Source organism: Allobosea spartocytisi (genome assembly GCF_014764685.1).
Lineage (GTDB): Bacteria > Pseudomonadota > Alphaproteobacteria > Rhizobiales > Beijerinckiaceae > Allobosea > Allobosea spartocytisi.
The window spans coordinates 40,326-57,931 of sequence record NZ_JACXWY010000025.1 but is presented as its reverse complement, the minus strand read 5'-3'; the positions used below and the strand labels follow the sequence as shown (position 1 = coordinate 57,931).

The 17,606-nt window shown below is 67.6% G+C and carries 17 protein-coding genes; 12 read left to right on the top strand and 5 right to left on the bottom strand.

Annotated features, from left to right (window positions below):
* Nucleotides 1-95 precede the first annotated feature (95 nt).
* The 5 genes from IED13_RS24885 to IED13_RS24865 all read left to right on the top strand — a co-directional run bounded on the left by IED13_RS24885 (nucleotide 96) and on the right by IED13_RS24865 (nucleotide 5,003).
* On the top strand, nucleotides 96-1,274 hold the full coding sequence (locus IED13_RS24885; protein ID WP_191125803.1) for a phosphoserine transaminase: 1,179 nt from the start codon (nucleotides 96-98) through the stop codon (nucleotides 1,272-1,274).
* A gap of 166 nt (nucleotides 1,275-1,440) precedes the next feature.
* On the top strand, nucleotides 1,441-3,030 hold the full coding sequence (serA, locus tag IED13_RS24880; RefSeq protein WP_191125802.1) for a phosphoglycerate dehydrogenase: 1,590 nt from the start codon (nucleotides 1,441-1,443) through the stop codon (nucleotides 3,028-3,030).
* Between the two features lie 4 nt (nucleotides 3,031-3,034).
* Nucleotides 3,035-3,289: a DUF1902 domain-containing protein gene (locus tag IED13_RS24875; protein WP_038363897.1), complete on the top strand. Its 255-nt coding sequence runs from the start codon at nucleotides 3,035-3,037 to the stop codon at nucleotides 3,287-3,289.
* Nucleotides 3,290-3,353: 64 nt separating this feature from the next.
* A complete protein-coding gene (bla, locus tag IED13_RS24870) occupies nucleotides 3,354-4,358 on the top strand; it encodes a class A beta-lactamase (protein ID WP_191125801.1) in 1,005 nt (334 codons plus the stop codon).
* 78 nt (nucleotides 4,359-4,436) lie between these two features.
* Nucleotides 4,437-5,003: a PAS domain-containing protein gene (locus IED13_RS24865; protein WP_113255144.1), complete on the top strand. Its 567-nt coding sequence runs from the start codon at nucleotides 4,437-4,439 to the stop codon at nucleotides 5,001-5,003.
* 110 nt (nucleotides 5,004-5,113) lie between these two features.
* Here IED13_RS24865 and IED13_RS24860 read toward each other — a convergent pair whose 3' ends face one another.
* Nucleotides 5,114-6,022, bottom strand: coding sequence for a DMT family transporter (locus tag IED13_RS24860; RefSeq protein ID WP_260368464.1), 909 nt, complete (start codon nucleotides 6,020-6,022; stop codon nucleotides 5,114-5,116).
* Nucleotides 6,023-6,135: 113 nt separating this feature from the next.
* Here IED13_RS24860 and IED13_RS24855 point away from each other — a divergent pair, with 113 nt between their 5' ends.
* Nucleotides 6,136-7,017 (top strand): type 1 glutamine amidotransferase, encoded by an 882-nt coding sequence (locus IED13_RS24855; RefSeq protein ID WP_191125799.1) that lies wholly within the window; start codon nucleotides 6,136-6,138, stop codon nucleotides 7,015-7,017.
* 6 nt (nucleotides 7,018-7,023) lie between these two features.
* Here IED13_RS24855 and IED13_RS24850 read toward each other — a convergent pair whose 3' ends face one another.
* Nucleotides 7,024-7,401, bottom strand: coding sequence for a YkvA family protein (locus IED13_RS24850; RefSeq protein WP_191125798.1), 378 nt, complete (start codon nucleotides 7,399-7,401; stop codon nucleotides 7,024-7,026).
* Between the two features lie 73 nt (nucleotides 7,402-7,474).
* Between IED13_RS24850 and IED13_RS24845 the strand changes: the two genes are divergently transcribed.
* The 4 genes from IED13_RS24845 (at nucleotide 7,475) to IED13_RS24830 (ending at nucleotide 11,531) form a co-directional block, all read left to right on the top strand.
* Entirely contained in the window at nucleotides 7,475-8,386 is a 912-nt protein-coding gene (locus tag IED13_RS24845; protein WP_191125806.1) for an aminoglycoside phosphotransferase family protein, read from the top strand.
* A 165-nt stretch (nucleotides 8,387-8,551) separates the two neighbouring features.
* Nucleotides 8,552-8,953, top strand: a complete 402-nt coding sequence (locus IED13_RS24840) for a GFA family protein (RefSeq protein WP_191125797.1) — start codon at nucleotides 8,552-8,554, stop codon at nucleotides 8,951-8,953.
* 287 nt (nucleotides 8,954-9,240) lie between these two features.
* On the top strand, nucleotides 9,241-10,944 hold the full coding sequence (locus IED13_RS24835; RefSeq protein WP_191125796.1) for a mucoidy inhibitor MuiA family protein: 1,704 nt from the start codon (nucleotides 9,241-9,243) through the stop codon (nucleotides 10,942-10,944).
* A 185-nt stretch (nucleotides 10,945-11,129) separates the two neighbouring features.
* Entirely contained in the window at nucleotides 11,130-11,531 is a 402-nt protein-coding gene (locus IED13_RS24830; RefSeq protein WP_112765253.1) for a PRC-barrel domain-containing protein, read from the top strand.
* 101 nt (nucleotides 11,532-11,632) lie between these two features.
* Here IED13_RS24830 and IED13_RS24825 read toward each other — a convergent pair whose 3' ends face one another.
* Together IED13_RS24825 and IED13_RS24820 are read right to left on the bottom strand one after the other, a co-directional pair.
* A complete protein-coding gene (locus IED13_RS24825; RefSeq protein WP_191125795.1) occupies nucleotides 11,633-12,211 on the bottom strand; it encodes a tyrosine phosphatase family protein in 579 nt (192 codons plus the stop codon).
* A 138-nt stretch (nucleotides 12,212-12,349) separates the two neighbouring features.
* The gene (locus IED13_RS24820; protein WP_112765252.1) at nucleotides 12,350-13,561 is read right to left on the bottom strand and encodes a M20 aminoacylase family protein; all 1,212 of its coding nucleotides are present in this window, start codon (nucleotides 13,559-13,561) and stop codon (nucleotides 12,350-12,352) included.
* 467 nt (nucleotides 13,562-14,028) lie between these two features.
* Between IED13_RS24820 and IED13_RS24815 the strand changes: the two genes are divergently transcribed.
* Complete coding sequence (locus tag IED13_RS24815; RefSeq protein ID WP_112765251.1) at nucleotides 14,029-15,321, top strand: adenylosuccinate synthase; 1,293 nt, start codon at nucleotides 14,029-14,031, stop codon at nucleotides 15,319-15,321.
* 31 nt (nucleotides 15,322-15,352) lie between these two features.
* Nucleotides 15,353-16,588 (top strand): histidine kinase, encoded by a 1,236-nt coding sequence (locus IED13_RS24810; protein WP_113255151.1) that lies wholly within the window; start codon nucleotides 15,353-15,355, stop codon nucleotides 16,586-16,588.
* A 59-nt stretch (nucleotides 16,589-16,647) separates the two neighbouring features.
* Here IED13_RS24810 and yddG read toward each other — a convergent pair whose 3' ends face one another.
* Entirely contained in the window at nucleotides 16,648-17,511 is an 864-nt protein-coding gene (gene yddG / locus IED13_RS24805) for an aromatic amino acid exporter YddG (RefSeq protein ID WP_113255152.1), read from the bottom strand.
* Nucleotides 17,512-17,606: the final 95 nt, after the last annotated feature.

The following is a 17,606-nucleotide window of genomic DNA, read 5'->3' as shown; positions in this document are numbered from 1 at the left end:
CCCCCGCTTGACTCCCCACCCCCAGCGGCTCTACCCCCATCGACGGGACACGCCCCCCCAACGGGGCGCGCCCATCTGTAAGGATGGAGACATCGATGGCGAATACCGCACCGACCACGCGTCCGCGCGTGCCTAACTTCTCGTCCGGCCCCTGCGCCAAGCGCCCCGGCTGGGCCCTCAAGAACCTCTCCGACGCCCCGCTCGGCCGCTCGCACCGCGCCAAGATCGGCAAGGACAAGCTCAAAGCCGCGATCGACCTCACCCGCGAGGTGCTGCAGGTTCCGGCCGACTACCGCATCGGCATCGTGCCCGCTTCCGACACCGGCGCCGTCGAGATGGCGCTGTGGAGCCTGCTCGGCGCCCGCGGCGTCGACATGGTGAGCTGGGAGAGTTTTGGCGCCGGCTGGGTCACCGATGTCGTCAAGCAGCTCAAGCTCGCCGATGTCCGCACCTTCGAGGCCCCCTACGGCGAACTGCCGAACCTCAGGAAGGTCGACACCAAGAACCGCGACGTCGTCTTCACCTGGAACGGCACCACCTCGGGCGTGCGCGTCGTCGATGCCGACTGGATCGCGGATGATCGCGAGGGGCTGACCATCTGCGACGCCACCTCCGCCGCCTTCGCCCAGCGCCTCGACTGGCAGAAACTCGATGTCGTCACCTTCTCCTGGCAGAAGGTGCTCGGCGGCGAGGCCGCGCATGGCATGATCGTGCTCTCGCCCCGCGCGGTCGAGCGGCTGCTGACCTACAAGCCGGCCTGGCCGCTGCCGAAGATCTTCCGCATGACCTCCGGCGGCAAGCTGATCGAGGGCATCTTCTCCGGCGAGACGATCAACACCCCCTCCATGCTCGCGGTCGAGGATTATCTCGACGCGCTGAACTGGGCGAAGAAGGTCGGCGGGCTCGACGGGCTGGTGAAGCGCGCCGATGCCAACGCCCGCGTCATCGCCAAATTCGTGCGCGAGAACGACTGGATCGACTTCCTGGCCGTGAAGCCGAAGACGCGCTCCAACACGAGCGTGTGCCTGAAGTTCACCGACCCGGCCGTCACCGCCCTGCCGGCGGACGCGCAGGCGGCCTTCGCCAAACAGGTCGTCTCGATCATCGAGAAGGCCGGCGCCGGCTACGATCTCGGCCATTACCGCGACGCCCCTCCCGGCCTGCGCATCTGGTGCGGCGCGACCGTCCAGTCGCGCGACGTCAAGGCGCTGCTGCCCTGGATCGAATACGCCTTCGCCGAGGCCAAGGCGGGGTTGGGCAAGAAGGCGGCGTAACAAGCTGCCGTCATGGTCGGGCTTGACCCGGCCATCTCTTTTCAGAAGAGGCGCCGCCCTGCGCCTCCGCGTCCCGAGATGGCCGGGTCAAGCCCGGCCATGACGCTCTCCTCCTCTTTACGCGCCGAACGCTCCCCGTGCAGCGCGGCGCCAGCCGGAGCCTCCCATGCCCGCACCCAAGGTCCTGATTTCCGACGCCCTCTCCCCCGCCGCCGTGCAGATCTTCAAGGATCGCGGCATCGACGTGACCTTCGATCCCAACCTCGGCAAGGACAAGGACAAGCTCGCCGCGATCATCGGCGACTATGACGGCCTCGCCATCCGCTCGGCCACCAAGGCGACCGCCAAGCTGCTGGAGGCCGCGGCGAAGCTGAAGGTCATCGGCCGCGCCGGCATCGGCGTCGACAATGTCGAGATCCCCGCCGCGACCGCCCGCGGCATCATCGTGATGAACACGCCCTTCGGCAATTCGATCACCACCGCCGAGCACGCCATCGCCATGATGTTCGCGCTCGCCCGCCAGATCCCCTCGGCCGACGTCTCCACCCAGGCCGGAAAGTGGGAGAAGAACCGCTTCATGGGCGTCGAGATCACGGCCAAGACGCTCGGCCTGATCGGCGCCGGCAATATCGGTTCGATCGTCGCCGAGCGCGCCATCGGCCTCAAGATGCGCGTCATCGCCTATGACCCCTATCTGTCGCCGGAACGCGCCGTGGCGTTGGGCGTCGAGAAGGTCGAGCTGGAAGACCTGCTGAAGCGCGCGGACTTCATCACGCTGCACGTCCCGATGACGCAGATGACCAAGAACATCCTCTCGGCCGAGAACCTCGCCAAGACGAAAAAGGGCGTGCGGATCATCAACTGCGCCCGCGGCGGCCTCGTCGATGAGCAGGCGCTGGCGGACCTGATCAAGTCCGGCCATGTCGCCGGTGCCGCCTTCGACGTGTTCTCGCAGGAGCCGGCTGAATCGAACCCGCTATTTGGCTTGGAAAACGTCGTCTGCACGCCGCATCTCGGCGCCTCCACCAACGAGGCCCAGGAGAATGTCGCCCTGCAGGTCGCCGAGCAGATGAGCGACTATCTGCTCAAGGGCGCCATCACCAACGCGGTCAACTTCCCCTCGATCTCGGCGGAAGAGGCGCCGCGCATCAAGCCCTTCGTCGATCTGGCGGAGAAGCTCGGCTCCTTCCTCGGCCAGCTCACCGAGGCACCGGTCAAGGGCATCCGCATCGAGTATGAGGGCGCGGTCGCCGCACTCAACCTCAAGGCGATCTCGGCCGCCGCGATCACCGGCGTGCTCAGGCCCTTCCTGCCCGAGATCAACATGGTCAACGCCGCGCTGATCGCCAAGGAGAAGGGCATCGTCGTCGAGGAGCTGACCCGCGACGTCGCCGGCAACCTCGAAAGCGTCATCCGCATCGTCGTCGATGCCGAGGACATGCCCCGCCATGCCTCCGGCACCGTCTTCCATGACGGCAAGCCGCGCATCGTCGAGATCCGCGACATCGCCGTCGATGCCGAGTTCGCGCCGCACATGCTCTATGTCCGCAACGCCGACAAGCCGGGCTTCATCGGCGCTTTCGGCTCGCTGCTCGGCGGCGCCGGCGTCAATGTCGCGACCTTCGCGCTCGGCCGCGACAAGCCGGGCGGCGACGCGATCTGCTATGTCGCGGTGGACGAGCCCATCTCGGATGAGCTACTGGCCAAGATCCACGAGATCCCCATGGTCAAGCGCGCCAGGCGCCTGAGGTTTTAACATCTTGATCAATCCGCTGAAGGCTCTCGTCGCCGCGCCCGCCGGGGCGATGGAGCCGATCCGCTTCGAGGTCCGCCGCGACGAGGCGGCGGGCCTCTGGTACGCCATGGATGTGGGCGAGCTTGGCATCGTCACCGAGGCCGACACGCTCGATGCCCTGCGCGAGCGGGTGAAGCAGCTCCTGCCGGAATGTTTCGGCATCGAGAACTGCCCTGTAGAGCTCGAACTCTGCGACAGCGAGAATAACGGACCGGCCTGACGCACCGCCGTAACCCCGCCGTAATGTCCATTCTCTCTGATGCGGACATCACGAGGAAACGTCCATGCCTGCCCGCCTTCGCCTTGCCGCCGCCCTCGCTTTCGTCGGCCTGGCCATTCCACCCGCCTTCGCCGATTGGGATCGGCCCAGCCTCGACAAGGGCATCGCCAAGCTCGAGCGCCGCACTGAGGGCCGGCTCGGCGTCGCGCTGATCGACCTGAAGGACCACAAGCTCTGGTCCTGGCGCGGAGCCGAGACCTTCCCGATGCAGAGCGTCTTCAAGCTGCCGCTGGCGGTAGCCGTGCTACAGCAGGTCGAGGCGGGGAAGTTCAAGCTCGACCAGCCGATCACCATCACCCGCAAGGACCTGTCGCTCTTCAACAGCCCCATCGCCCGGCAATTCAAGGGCGAGAGCGCGACCTACCCGGTGCGGGACTTGATCCGCCTCGCCGCCGGCCAGAGCGACAACACGGCGGCCGACCGGTTGATGCGCGAGATCGGCGGCCCGCAGGTGGTGACGAAGATGCTGCGCGACGGTGGCATCGAAGGCATGTCGATCGACCGCTACGAACGCCAGTTCCAGCCGGAGATCTACGGTCTCAAGGGCTTCGGCTGGAACGAGGTCGTCGACGAGCAGCGCTTCCGCGCCGATCTGCGCGCCCTGAACCCCGAATTGCGCATCGCGGCGCTGGCCGCCGCTCTGAAGGACAAGCGCGACGCCGCGACGCCGGAGGCGAGCGCGCGCTTCCTCGAGGGCTTCGCCGAAGGCAACTGGCTGCGCAACCCCGCGCACACTGCCTTCCTGACCAAGGTCATCAGCGAATCGAAGATCGGCACCGGCCGCCTCAAGGCCGGGCTGCCGCCGGGCTCCGTCCTCGCTCATCGCACCGGGCTCGGCCTGACCACGGACGGCATCAACCACGCCACCAACGACATCGGCATCGCGACGCTGCCGGACGGGCGGCGCTTCGTCATCGTCACCTATCTTGCCGGCTCGCGCGCCGATGCCCCGAAGCGGGAAGCCGCACTCGCCGAGGCGGCGCGGCTGGCGGTTTCAGCCTTGCGTTGAGAACCGCTGTTTTTGGCGAGCCCGCGCTTGTATCGCCGGAGATTCTCTCTCATTCTCAATAACGAGGGAGAGGCTGACATGTCTGACGCAGTCTTCAAGGGCGGCAGGTCGGAGTTTATGTCGTTTCCGGGCAGTATCTGCCTCAACGACAATACAATACTCGGCATGTGGTACTGGGATGTAAAGCAGGATCGGCTCTACGCCGATGCACGATTCGCCGCGCTGTTTTCTGTCGATCCCGAGGAAGCGATCCGCGGCGCGCCGGTCGATGCCTATGTCAACGGCATCCATTCCGGGGATCGCGAGCGGGTCGCGCGGGAAGTCGCGCACTGCACGCGGGCCGGCATCGATTTCAGCAGCCAATACCGCGTCTCGACAGCCGAGGGCGAGCGGCTCATTGCGGCGTTCGCACGCTGCCACCGCATGGCGGATGGCAGCGCCACGCATTATGTCGGGATTGCGCTCGACATCACGGAGACGGTCGGCACGGAGACGCCGACCGCAAACGTCGCCGACCATGTCATGCAGGCTTACCGCGTCGCGAAGGACGCTGGCGACGAGGAACTCAAAAGCGAGCTGAAGAACCTGCTGGTGCGGATCGGCAGGCGCCTGTCGCGGGAAGCCAGCCCCATGGACGCCCGCTGAAAGGCCACGCGGCGGCTTGAGCCTTGTCGAGCGAGGTGGACACCGGCTCGCGTGAAGAAAATCCGATAAAACAAGGAGATAGAGCGTTTTCGCAGAAAGGCGGAAATGCTCTATCGCCCCAGCCGCTCGGCGATGAAGATGCCGCCGAGCACCAACGCGAGCGCGACCGCATGGTAGAGGCCGAAAGGCTCGCCGATGATCGCCACGGCGAGAATCGGCGCGAAGACCGGCACGAGATTGACGAAGACGCCGGCCCGGCCGGGCCCGATCAGCTCGACCGCCCGCAAGAAGGCGAGCTGCGACAGGAGCGAGGGGCCGATCACGACGAAAGCGAGGATGAGCCAGCCCTTCGGCGTCGGCGCGTAGTACTGGCCGAGCGCGATCTCGGCCGCGAGCAGCGGCAGCGAGATCACGCAGGCGAAGCAGGCGACCGCGGTGAAGAAGACCAGCCCCGGCATCGGAGGCCGATTGCGCACGGCGACCGTGTAGCCCGCGTAGAACACACAGGCGAGGATCATGAACAGGTCTCCTGCCGCGAAGCGCAGGCCGGTCAGGACATGGAAATCGCCGCGGCTCGCCGTGACCGCGACACCGATCAGCGTCACCGCGACGCCGAGCGCCTGCATCAGGCCGATCCGCGTGCGATAGGCCAGGAAGGCGCCGATCAGCACGAAGATCGGGATCGAGCCCTGAAGAATGCCGATATTGATCGCCGAGGTCGAATAGGCAGCGAGATACATCAGCATGTTGAACATGGTGAAACCGCCCATGCCGAGCAGGGCGATGAACCCCCAGCGCGCCCGCAGCGCCGGCCAATGGACGCGGAGCTGGTCGCGCAGCAGCCAGGGCAGGACCGCGCAGACCGCGATCCACCGGAACGAGGTCAGCGCCATGGGCGAGATGTTGCCGACGGCGAGCCGGCTCGCCACGGCGTTGCCGGCCCACATCAGCGTCGTCAGGATCATCAGAAGATAGGCATTCGCCCAGGCCCGATGCAGCCATGTCTGGGAGGGGTACACGTTTCGGCCCTGTCGCGAGGAAGGAGCTTTGCATAACCTTGCGCAACCCGCCCCTCCTATGAGATTGCGCGCACACCTGCCCGTCGCCCGATGCATCCCTCGGAACCCTGCCCATGATCCAGACCGGCCACCGTCCCCTCCGCCTGCTCTTCGTCGAAGGCAATACGCGCGAGCATCGCGAGGAGCATGTCGCCGGCTATGGCGCGACCCCGGCCGAGGCCTATGCGGCCGAAATCGCCGCGATCGCCCCCGGCATCGTCTCGGATATCTGCCTGCCGGCGGATGAGGGCGCCAATCTGCCGGATGCCGCAGGGCTGGAATCCTATGACGGCATTTTCCTCACCGGCTCGGCCCTGCACATCTACAAGATCGAGCCGGCCGTGACCCGGCAGATCGAATTGATGCGCGCGATCTATGCCAGCGGCACGCCCAGCTTCGGCTCCTGCTGGGGCATCCAGATGGGCGCGGTCGCGGCCGGCGGCACCGTCACCGCCAATCCGAACGGGCGCGAGGTCGGCTTCGCCCGGCGCATCGCGCCGACCGAGATCGGCCGTGGCCACGCGCTGCTGGCCGGGCGCCCCGCCGCCTTCGATGCCCCGGCGATCCATCTCGACAGCGTCGCCCTGCCGCCGCATGGCACGACGATCCTCGCCTCGAACGCCATCAGCCAGGTCCAGGCCGCCGAGATCAAGCATAATGGCGGCACCTTCTGGGGCGTGCAGTATCACCCCGAATTCCCGCTGAAACAGGTCGCCTCCATCCTCGGCCGCATGGTGCCGCTGCTGATCGAGGAGGGCTTCCGCAAGGACGAGGTCACCGCGAAGGATTGGCTCGCGGACCTCGAGACGCTCGACGCCGACCCCGCCCGCCAGGACCTCGCCTGGGCCCATGGCCTCGACCGCGAGGTGCTGGACGCCGAGCGCCGCGTCACGGAGCTGCGCAATTTCCTCGACCGTCGCGTCAAGCCGCATGCGAGCGAACGCGGCAGGGCGTGAGGCCGGTTAGCGGAACTGCCGGAAAGCCCAGAAGCCGAGAGCGGCCAAGCCCAGCAACCAGATCAGGACGATGATCGCAGCCCCGACGGCGCTGCGCGGTCGGCTGGCGCGCTCATCGGCCTGCCCTCGAAACTCGCTCATGAGCTCGGCCGGGATGAGGCGGACCGCCAGAGCGATCCCGGCGGGCACGATGAGCAGGTCATCCAGATAGCCCAGGACCGGAATGAAATCCGGAATGAGGTCGATCGGACTGAGGGCGTAAGCGGCGACCGCGGCAGCGACGGCTTTCGCGATCAACGGCGTCCGCGGATCGCGCGCGGCAATCCAAAGAGCGACGGCGTCACGCTTGACCCGTCCTGCCCATTGCGTGATCCGTTTCAGCATGGGCGCGGCTTCTCATGAACCGGAGGCGTCCGCAACGGGCGGGAAGCCGAAACCGGTGTTATTGGAAGCGGCGATGCCACACCCGGAGAAGCACCTGCCTGCAACGATCAGCGTTGAGCTGGTTGGTCGCCTGATCAAGGCCCAGTTTCCGCAATACGCGACGCTGGCACTGGAAGCCGTCCAGCCGGGAGGCTGGGACAATCGAACCTTTCGCCTTGGCCAGGAGCTGTCCGTTCGCTTGCCGAGCGCAGAACGCTATGTCCCGCAGGTCGAAAAGGAGCACCGCTGGCTGCCGAGGCTGGCTCCGAACTTGCCCCTTCCGATCCCGGTTCCGTTGGCGATGGGCGCGCCAGGCGAAGGTTACCCTTGGCCCTGGTCGATCTATCGATGGCTTCAAGGCGAGCCTGCAACGACCGGCGATATTGCCGACCTGCCTGCTTTGGCCCGATCATTGGGCTCCTTCCTGGCTGCATTGCACCGGATCGATGCCACCGGCGGACCTGCCGCCAGGAACCACAATTTTCATCGTGGCGGGCGCCTTGCCATCTACGACTCGGAAACGCGGTCCGCTTTGACGGCCCTCACCGGACGGATTGATGCCGCCTCTGCCGCCGAGGTGTGGGAAACGGCACTCTCGTCGGAATGGAGCGGCCAGCCGCTATGGGTTCACGGCGACATCGCCTCGGGCAATCTGCTGGTCAAGGACGGAGCCCTTTGTGCAGTCATTGATTTCGGAAGCTCGGCTGTAGGCGACCCCGCCTGCGATCTGGTGATGGCCTGGACAGAGTTTTCCGGAGACAGCCGCGCTGCGTTCCGCGCCGAACTCGCGCTTGACGACAACACCTGGAGTCGTGCTCGCGGATGGGCCTTGTGGAAGGCCCTCATCACCCTCGCAAGCGCCGGTCAGGATGCTCGCTCGATTGAAAAAGCCGGGAGGATCGTCACCGAGGTCATCGCGGACCACCGCCGGTCGTCCGGGACGTAGTGCTGATTTCGGACCGAGCGCCGACCTGCCTTGGCACTCCCGCACATCCGCAAACCCTTGCAGAAAACCCGCGCCGTCCGGCACAGTTCGCCGGAACCGTTCCGCACGAAGCCCCGTTGCTCTGTCGCCCATGCTGGCGACAACCGGGACGCGCGCGAGACCACGATGAGACTTTCAGGCGGCTGCAACTGCGGACAGGTCCGCTACGAACTCGACGGCGAGCCGATCCGCGTCGGCATCTGCCATTGCGAAACCTGCCGGAAGGGCTCCGGCTCGGCCTTCTCCTTCTTCGGAATCTGGCCCCGGACCGGCGCGACGCTCTCCGGCGAGCTCGGCTGCTGGCAGAGCCGGGCGGGCGGCGAGCGCTTCTGCCCGCGATGCGGCTCGCCGCTGTTCTGCTGGGCGGAAGGTTCGGACGAGATCGAGATCAAGCTCGGCACCCTGGACAGCCCGCCGAGCGCGCTCGTGCCCGCCTATGAGCTCTGGACCATCCGCCGGGAGCCATGGCTGGCGCCTCGGCAGGGCACCGAGCAGCACCGGCGCGACCGCGGGGACGCCGGCGACTGACCCTTGAAGCGACCGGCGCGCATCCACTGCGAGGGCAATCGTCGCGTGGCGGGCCCTGACAGGGCGAGCACGGTCGTCCCGGCCTCCTGTCATGCCCTTCCCGGTGGGCTGACGCCTTGCCGCCACCGCCGGAAAGCGCTTCGCGCCCGGCCGACGCTCCTGCGAATGGAGGACGAGGCCATGGCCCAGCGGGCCTATCCGCAGTTAGGCTCGATTTCGCCTTGGGCGCGCCGGATTCGGCACCGTCTATCACGGCCTCGTGACTTTGATTTGGAGGGGGAAACTTCATGAAATACGGCCTCGCCGCCGCCCTCGTGATCGCGCCTGGCCTCGCCAGCGCCGCCGAGACCGAGCTTTCGAGCCGCATCGACCGCGTCACGGTCTATCCCGACGGCGCCATCGTCACCCGCCTGGGCAAGGCCGACCTGCTGCAGGGTGCCTCGCAGATCGTGCTGCGTGGCCTGCCGGCGACGATCGACCCGGCCTCCATCCGCATCGAGGGGAAAGGCGACGGCTCGTTCTCGGTCGGCGCCATCGATGTCCGCGTCACCCCGGGCGAGGCGAAGCCGGTCCTCGACAAGACCGTCGAGGACAAGCTCAAGGCGCTGCGCGACGAGAAGGGCGCGCATGAGGGCCGCATCGCCGCGATCGAAGCCCAGCGCGCCACCATCGAACGCTTCGCCCAGACCGGCCCCGACAAGCTCGGCCCGGACGGCAAGGCCCTGCCCGTCGCCGACTGGCCGACAGTGTTCGAGGCGATCGGCACCGCTTTGGTCAAGGTCCAGAACGATCTGCGCGGCGAGCGCGGCAAGCTCGCGGATGTCGAGGCCGAGATCGCCGCGCTCGAAAGCGCCCGCCCGCAAGGCGGCCGCCCCGGCGCGCCGAAGCGCGACGTCGCCATCGCGGTCGAGGCCCCGCAGCCGGTCGCGGCCGAGTTCACGGTCAGCTATCGCGTCAGCGGCGCGCAATGGGTGCCCGGCTACGAGGCGCGATTGACGACCACGACGGCGAAGCCGGAACTGGCGCTGACCCGCCGCGCCGAGATCCGCCAGCGCACCGGCGAGGACTGGGGCGACGTCGCGCTGACCCTGTCGACGACGCGCTCGGCCGGCGGCACCGGCGCGCCCGATCTCCAGCCGATGCAGATCGCGTTCTTCGAGCCGCCGGCGATCTATGAAAGCCGTTTGCGCAAGGTTGCGCCTACGCCGATGGCCGCCGCCCGCGCCAAGGCGGAGGCCGAGGCTCTGGCCGAGCAGGCAGAGGCAAAGGCCGCGTCGCAACGCGCCGCAGCGCCGCCCAGGCCGGCGGAAGTCCAGACCGCCCGGATCGAAGCCGGCCCTTATCAGGCGAGCTTCCAGGTGCCCGGCCGCGCCACCATTCCGCAGGACGGCACGGTGAAGACGGTCGTGCTCACGCAGCGCAAGGCCGAGCCGACGCTATCGGCCCGCAGCGTGCCGGAGCTGGAACAGAAGGCCTTCCTCGAAGCCGCCTTCAATCATGACGAGGAAGCTCCGCTCCTGCCGGGCAAGGTCGCGCTGCATCGCGACGGCACTTATGTCGGCACGGGCCGGATCGGGCTCGTCGCGCCGGGGGACGAGGTCGCGCTCGGCTTCGGCGCCGACGATCGGATCAAGGTCAGCTTCGCCCCGGTGAAGCGCCGCGAGAACGAGCCGCGCTGGCTCAACCAGACCCGCACCGACCAGCGCGAGTTCCGCACGGTGGTGAAGAGCCTGCATGCTCAAGCCGTCAAGGTCACCGTGCTGCAGCGCACCCCCTATTCCGAGAACAGCGCGATCACGGTCGAGACGATCGCGGCCCAGACCACGCCGCCGACCGAGAAGCAGGTCGGCGACAAGCGCGGCGTCTCCTCCTGGACCTTCGATCTCGCACCGGGCGGCGAGAAGGAGCTCCGTCTCGCCTACCGCATCAAATCGCCGGGCGACCGCGAGCTCTCCTATGACGAGCAGCCGCTGCCGCAGGCGACGGATTGAGGCCAGAGGCCTGCGCCACCGGCCCCGGAGCGCCTCGCTCCGGGGCGTGAAGGCACCTTGCATCGGCAACCGGAGGCCGATCGCGCAAATGATCTAAAATAAAAGAATGCCCGAATCAGGAACCCATGGCGAGAGGCGGCGTTGTCTCTATCACCTGGGGAATTCATGGTTTGGAGTTTACTTTCATGCGCAATGTCGCCATCGCCATCATTTCTGCAACTGTTCTTTCGACCAGCGCCTATGCGCAAACGGCTACCAGCACGACGGCGGTGAAGGAAGTCTATGTCGCCGCCAAGCCGACCGACGTACTGAGCAGCAACCTGATCGGCCTCAATGTCCAGAACTCCGCCAAGGACAAGATCGGCGAGATCAAGGACATCGTCATGTCGAATGGCCAGGTCGCCGGCTACATCGTTTCCGCCGGCGGCTTCCTCGGCATGGGCGAGCACTATGTGATCGTCTCGCCGGCCGCCGTGAAGGTGAACTATTCCGAGAACGACAAGAAGTGGTCGGCCACGATGGAGACCACGAAGGACGCTCTCAAGGCGGCGCCGCAGTTCAAATATGAAGGCCGCTGGGCAAAGTAAGTCCTTGCCGTAAGTCGATGACGGCCCTGCTTCGGCGGGGCCGTTTTCATGTTAGCGGCCTCTCGGGTCGGTAGGCCCGGACGCGCCACCCCGTCGGGGAGCTAAACCGCCATTTCCAGCTCGCGCTTGCGGCCGAGATCGTTCATCCAGGTCCGGAATTTCGGCTGCGCCGCGATCTGATGCGCATAATGCCGGCCCAGCGCCTCGGTCAGCCGGCCATGGCGGCCGAGCTGCTCGTCGGCGAAGCCGATCATCACCGAATTCGGCCAGGCCTGCGGCCGGATCTCGCGCAGACGCGCGAACAGCGCGTCCTCGCCCTCATGCGGATCGGCCTGCGCCATCAGGGTCAGCATCGCCGCCGTCGAGCGCGAGATGCCCATATGGCAATGCACCAGCAGATGGCCGGCCTTCCGGCCCACCGCCGAGGCGCGCAAGCCCTCGCCGAAGCCGAGGATCTCCGCAACATGCCCCGGCGCCGGCATGATCCTGTCCGGGGCCGGATCGATGATGTCGTGGAAGCGCAGCGTCACCCGCTCATGCGTGCCATAGGCGCCGAAGGCCTCGATTTCGGCCCGGTCGGGATCGAGCACCGAGAGCACATGCGTGACCTCGCGGGCGCTGTTGCCCGGCAGTTCCTCGATGCCGCAGATGGTCAGGGTCGAGATGGCGAGGGTTTTCATGGCATCATTCCGCATACCGTCATGGTCGGGCTCGTCCCGACCATCCACGTCTTTAGCCCGCATCGCTCACCAAGGGGAGCCAAAGACGTGGATGCCCGCCACAAGGGCGGGCATGACAGTTCCCGTGCAGGCGCTCCGTTACTCCGCCGCAACGGCCCGCAGGCCCTGGCCGAGCTCCTGGTCGACGAGGCCGACCCAGTAGCGCACGCCAGCCGGGATGATCGCGTCGTTGAAGTCGTAGAGCGGCGTGTGCAGGCCGACGAAGGAACCGTCGGGATTGACGCCGTTGCCGATGCGCATGAAGGCGCCGGGCCGCACCAGCATCATCTCGGCGAAGTCCTCGCCGCCCGTGCCGGGGCGGAGCTGGCCGTTGACATGCTCAGCGCCGGCGGCCTGCGTCGCCGCGGCGACCGCAACGCGAACCTGCTCGGCCTCGTTCACCAGCGGGCTGGTGCCGCGGTGATAATACGGCTCCGCTTGGCAGCCCCAGGCCTGCGCCGTGGCCAGAGCGAGTTCGGCGATGCGCCGCTCCACCGTATCGCGCACCTCCTGCGAATAGGTGCGGGCCGTGCCGCCGATGACGAGCTCGGAGGGGATCACGTTCGAGGCGTTGACGTCGCCGCCATGGATGTAGCCGACGCTGATCACGGCGGTGTCCAGCGGCGCGACGTTGCGGCCGACGATGCCCTGCAGGCCGAGCACGAAATGCGCCTGCGCATAGGTGATGTCGGTCGAGCGATGCGGCTGCGAGCCGCCATGGCCGCCGAGGCCGCGGAAGGTCACCTTCCAGCTATCCGCCGCCGCCAGGAACGGGCCGACGGTGGTGCCGAAGCTGCCGGTCGGCATGCCCGGCGTGTTGTGCAGCCCGTAGATCGCGTCGCAGGGGAAGCGATCGAAGAGACCGTCGGCCAGCATGGCGTTGGCGCCGCCGCGGCCTTCCTCGGCCGGCTGGAAGATCAGGTTGACGGTGCCGGCGAAATCCCGGTTCTCGGCGAGATAGCGCGCGGCCGCCAGCAGCATGGTGGTGTGGCCGTCATGGCCGCAGGCATGCATCCGACCGGGATTCTTCGAGGAATAGGGGAGATTGGTCGTCTCCTCCAGCGCCAGGCAGTCCATATCGGCGCGCAGGCCAATGGCGCGCTCGCCCGGCTGCTTGCCGCGGATGACCCCGACGACGCCGGTCTGGCCGACCTTCTCGGTGACCTCGATGCCCCATTCGCGCAAGCTGTCGGCGACGAGCTTGGCGGTGCGCTGCTCTTCCAGGCCGAGTTCGGGATGGGCGTGGATGTCGCGGCGGATCGCCGTGAACGCGGCATGGTGCTGGCCGAGCCAGTCGTCGAGCTTGGTCATATTGCTGTTCTTCCCCTTCTGCGGCCCGCGCCGGCAAGCACGATTCCTGCCACGCGCCGACGATGCCCCTTAGCCCTTACGCGCGATTGCGGCAGCATTACTGCGCAGATCCTGCAGATCCGCCATGCTCCGGCTGTTTACCCATGGATCCGCCTTCCATTTTGCACCTGTCCGGGCCGCTCAAGCCCTCATCCTGAGGGGCGGCGTCAACGGCGTCTCGAAGGCGGCTCCAGATCGCTCCGGAGCCTCCTGGATCATCCTTCGAGACGCCATTCCCATGGCAATGGCTCCTCAGGATGAGGGCTGGGGGGCCTCAAACAGACCTACGCAAAACTTGACCTTCGCGCCGCATTGGCCCATGAGGGCTTGCAAGGACCTGCCCCGAAACCCCGGCCTTGCGCCGGGGTTTTGCATTTGCGCGGGCCGCTTGCGTGAGGCAACGCGGAACAAGCAGGGACACCTCGCTCATGGCGAATGTTGTGGTGGTCGGCGCCCAGTGGGGCGACGAGGGCAAGGGCAAGATCGTCGACTGGCTCTCCAGCCAGGCCGATGTCGTCGTCAGGTTCCAGGGCGGCCATAATGCCGGCCATACGCTCGTCATCGACGGCGTCGTCTACAAGCTCTCGCTGCTGCCTTCCGGCATCGTCCGCCCCGGCAAGCTCTCGGTCATCGGCAACGGCGTCGTCGTCGATCCCTGGCACCTCGTCGAGGAAATTTCCAAGCTGCGCGCGCAAGGCGTCGCAATCACGCCGGACAACCTGCGCATCGCCGACAACGCGACGCTGATCCTGCCGCTGCATCGCGAGCTCGACCATTTCCGCGAGACCTCGAATGCCGGCATGAAGATCGGCACCACCAAGCGCGGCATCGGCCCGGCCTATGAGGACAAGGTCGGCCGCCGCGCCATCCGCGTCATCGACCTCAAGGACGAGGCCCTGCTCGAGGCCAAGATCGAGCGGCTCCTCGCCCATCACAACGCGCTGCGCCGCGGCCTCGGCATCGCCGAGGTCGACGGCCGCGAACTGCTCGGCCAGCTCAAGGCGATCGCGCCCGAGATCCTGCCCTATGCCGACACCGTCTGGGCGCTGCTCGATGCGCAGCGCCGCGCCGGCAAGCGCATCCTGTTCGAGGGCGCGCAGGGCGCGCTGCTCGACGTCGACCACGGCACCTACCCCTTCGTCACCTCCTCGAACATCGTCGCCGGCCAGGCCGCGACCGGCTCGGGGATGGGCCCCTCCGCCGTCGGCTATGTGCTGGGCATCGCCAAGGCCTACACCACCCGCGTCGGCGAAGGCCCCTTCCCGACCGAACTCTTCGACGAGATCGGCGAATTGATCGGCCAGAAGGGTAAGGAATTCGGCGTCGTCACCGGCCGCAAACGCCGCTGCGGCTGGTTCGACGCCTGCCTCGTGCGCCAGACGGTCAAGACCTCCGGCATCGACGGTATCGCGCTGACCAAGCTCGACATCCTCGACGGCTTCAAGGAGATCAAGGTCTGCGTCGGCTACAAGCTCGACGGCCAAATCATCGAGCATCTGCCCGCCGGCCAGAGCGACCAGGCCCGCGTCGAGCCGGTCTATGAGACGATCGAAGGCTGGGAAGGCTCGACCGCCAACGCCCGCTCCTGGGCCGATCTGCCGGCCCAGGCGATCAAATATGTCCGCCGCATCGAGGAACTGATCGGCGCCACCGTCGCCGTGCTGTCGACCAGCCCGGAACGCGACGACACCATCCTCGTTCATAATCCGTTCGAGGGTTGACGCGGCTCGTCATCAGCGACAAGTGAGGCCAATGGCCGATTTCTACCCGATCCTGGCACGCGCCGTCGCCGGGCTGCCCGACAACTCACCCGAGGCGCGCCGCGCCATCTTCGACCGGGCGCGGGCAGCCCTCGTCGCGCAGTTGCGCGGTCTCGATCCGCCGCTGAGCGAGGCCGAGATCATGCGCGAGCGCCTGACGCTCGACGAGGCCGTCGCCCGGATCGAGGCCGAATATAGCGAGGCGCCGCAGCCGCCCGCTCGCGGCCCGGTGATTCGCCCCCAGGAGCCGGCGGCGAAGCCTCCGCGCCCGCCCGAGCCGAAGCAGCAGCCCGAATTTGCCCCGCTGCCGCCCGCCGAGGGCCAGGAATTCGGCGAGCCCCTGCCCGAGCCGGCCGAGAGCCAGCCGGCCCGCCCGCGCATCATGCCGCCGCGCGAGTCCCGGGTGAAGCCCGGCCACATCCGCACCGGCGTGGTCGGCGTGGTCGTCGCCGTCGCGGTGGCCGCCATCGCCGGCACCGCGATCTATGTCCACAAGCTCAAGCCGCAGGACGCGACGCATCCCGGCGCGGAAACCGCGGCCCGGCAGCAGCCAGCCCAGCCGGAAAATGCCGGCAAGATCGGCGACCGCGTCGGCGACGCCAATGCGCCGGCGCAGGGCCGCTCCAACAACGCGGGCGGCAACAACGCCGCCGGCACGCCGGTGCAGCAGCCGGGCGGCGAGATCGCCGTCGCCCAGCGCGCCATCCTCTATGTCGAGAACCCGGACAACCCCCAGCAGCCGCGCACCGTCAATGGCCGCGTCTTCTGGCGGCTCGACAGCGAGAGCGCCGGCCAGGGCCGGCCCGTCGAGACCATCGTGCGCGCCACCATCGAAATCCCGGAAGCGGGCGTCAATCTCGACTTCACCATCCGGCGCAACACCGATTCGGCCTTCCCCGCCTCTCACATCGTCGGCATGCGCTTCACCGCCACCGGCGACCCGGCGACGCAGGGGATCAAGGAAGTCGGCGTACCGCAGTTCAAGACCGCGGAAGGCGAGCGCGGCGCGCCGCTCTCGGCGATCAACTCGGCGCTCGGCGACAATCTCTTCGTCGCGGCCCTGTCCAACGTGCCGGTCGAGGTCGAGCGCAACACCGATCTCATCCTGAACCGGAGCTGGATCGACCTGCCCGTGCTCTTCACCTCGGGCCGCCGCGGCATCATTACCTTCGAGAAGGGCGTCTCGGGCGCCCAGACGCTGGGCGACGCCTTCGGCCGCTGGCAGTAGCCCCTTCCTTCCGGCTCCGGAGACGCCCGGTCTCCACAAGGAGGGAGGCACCCGCGCCTCTATTTCCGGGATGGCCGGCCGGCCCCGCTCGCCACCAGCGCGCCGATGACGATGAGCGCGCAGGAGGCCGCCAGCAGCCAGCTCGCCTGCGCATAGCCGAACAGCACGAGCACCAGCGTCGAGAGCACCGGGGCGGCGTAGGAGGCGACGCCGAGCAGCGCGACATCGCCCTGCTTCATGCCGATGTCCCAGACGACGAAGGCGAGCCCGATCGAGCCGAGCCCGAGGCCGAGAACACCGGCCCACTCCACCCCCGTGAGCGACCACAGCGTCGTCTCGAAGGCGAAATGGCAGAGGAGAGCCGGCACGGCGCAACCCAGCATGGTGACGCAGAGGCTTTCCGACGGCACGTCGGCGAAGCGGCGCGAGACCACCGAATAGCTCGCCCAGACGAAGGCGCCGAGCGCGGCCAGCACATGGCCGAAAGCGAGCCCGCCGCCGCTGCCGAGGCCGCCGGAAACGAGGAGCCCGGTCGCGACGAGCCCGATGAAGGCACCGACGAGATGGCGGGTCTTCAGCCCGCCGCCGGGCAGGAGCGCGGCGAAGAGCACGATCAGCAGCGGCCAGAGATAATGGATCAGGTTCGCTTCCGCCGGCGGCGCCGTCTTCACCGCGGCATAGTAGAGCGCGCTGTCGCCGAACGGACCGTAGAGACCCAGCGCGAAGGAGGCCGGCGTCGGCCTGATCCGGCTGAGCTCGCCGCGCAGCGCCGTGATGGCGAGGATCAGCAGGCCGCCGATGACGAAGGTCATGGCGACGAGCTGGAACGGAGGCACCCGCCCCGACATCGCGGTGAACAGCGCGAGCGTCGACCAGAGCAGGATGGCGCAGAAGCCGATGAGAGTGGCGGTGCGGGAGGTCATGACGAAAAGCCGGGCTCGAAACAGGGCGGCGATAGCAGGTTTCGTCGGGCTTGCCGATGGGCCGGCGCCAGTTTGTCCGGCAGCCCCCGGCATCA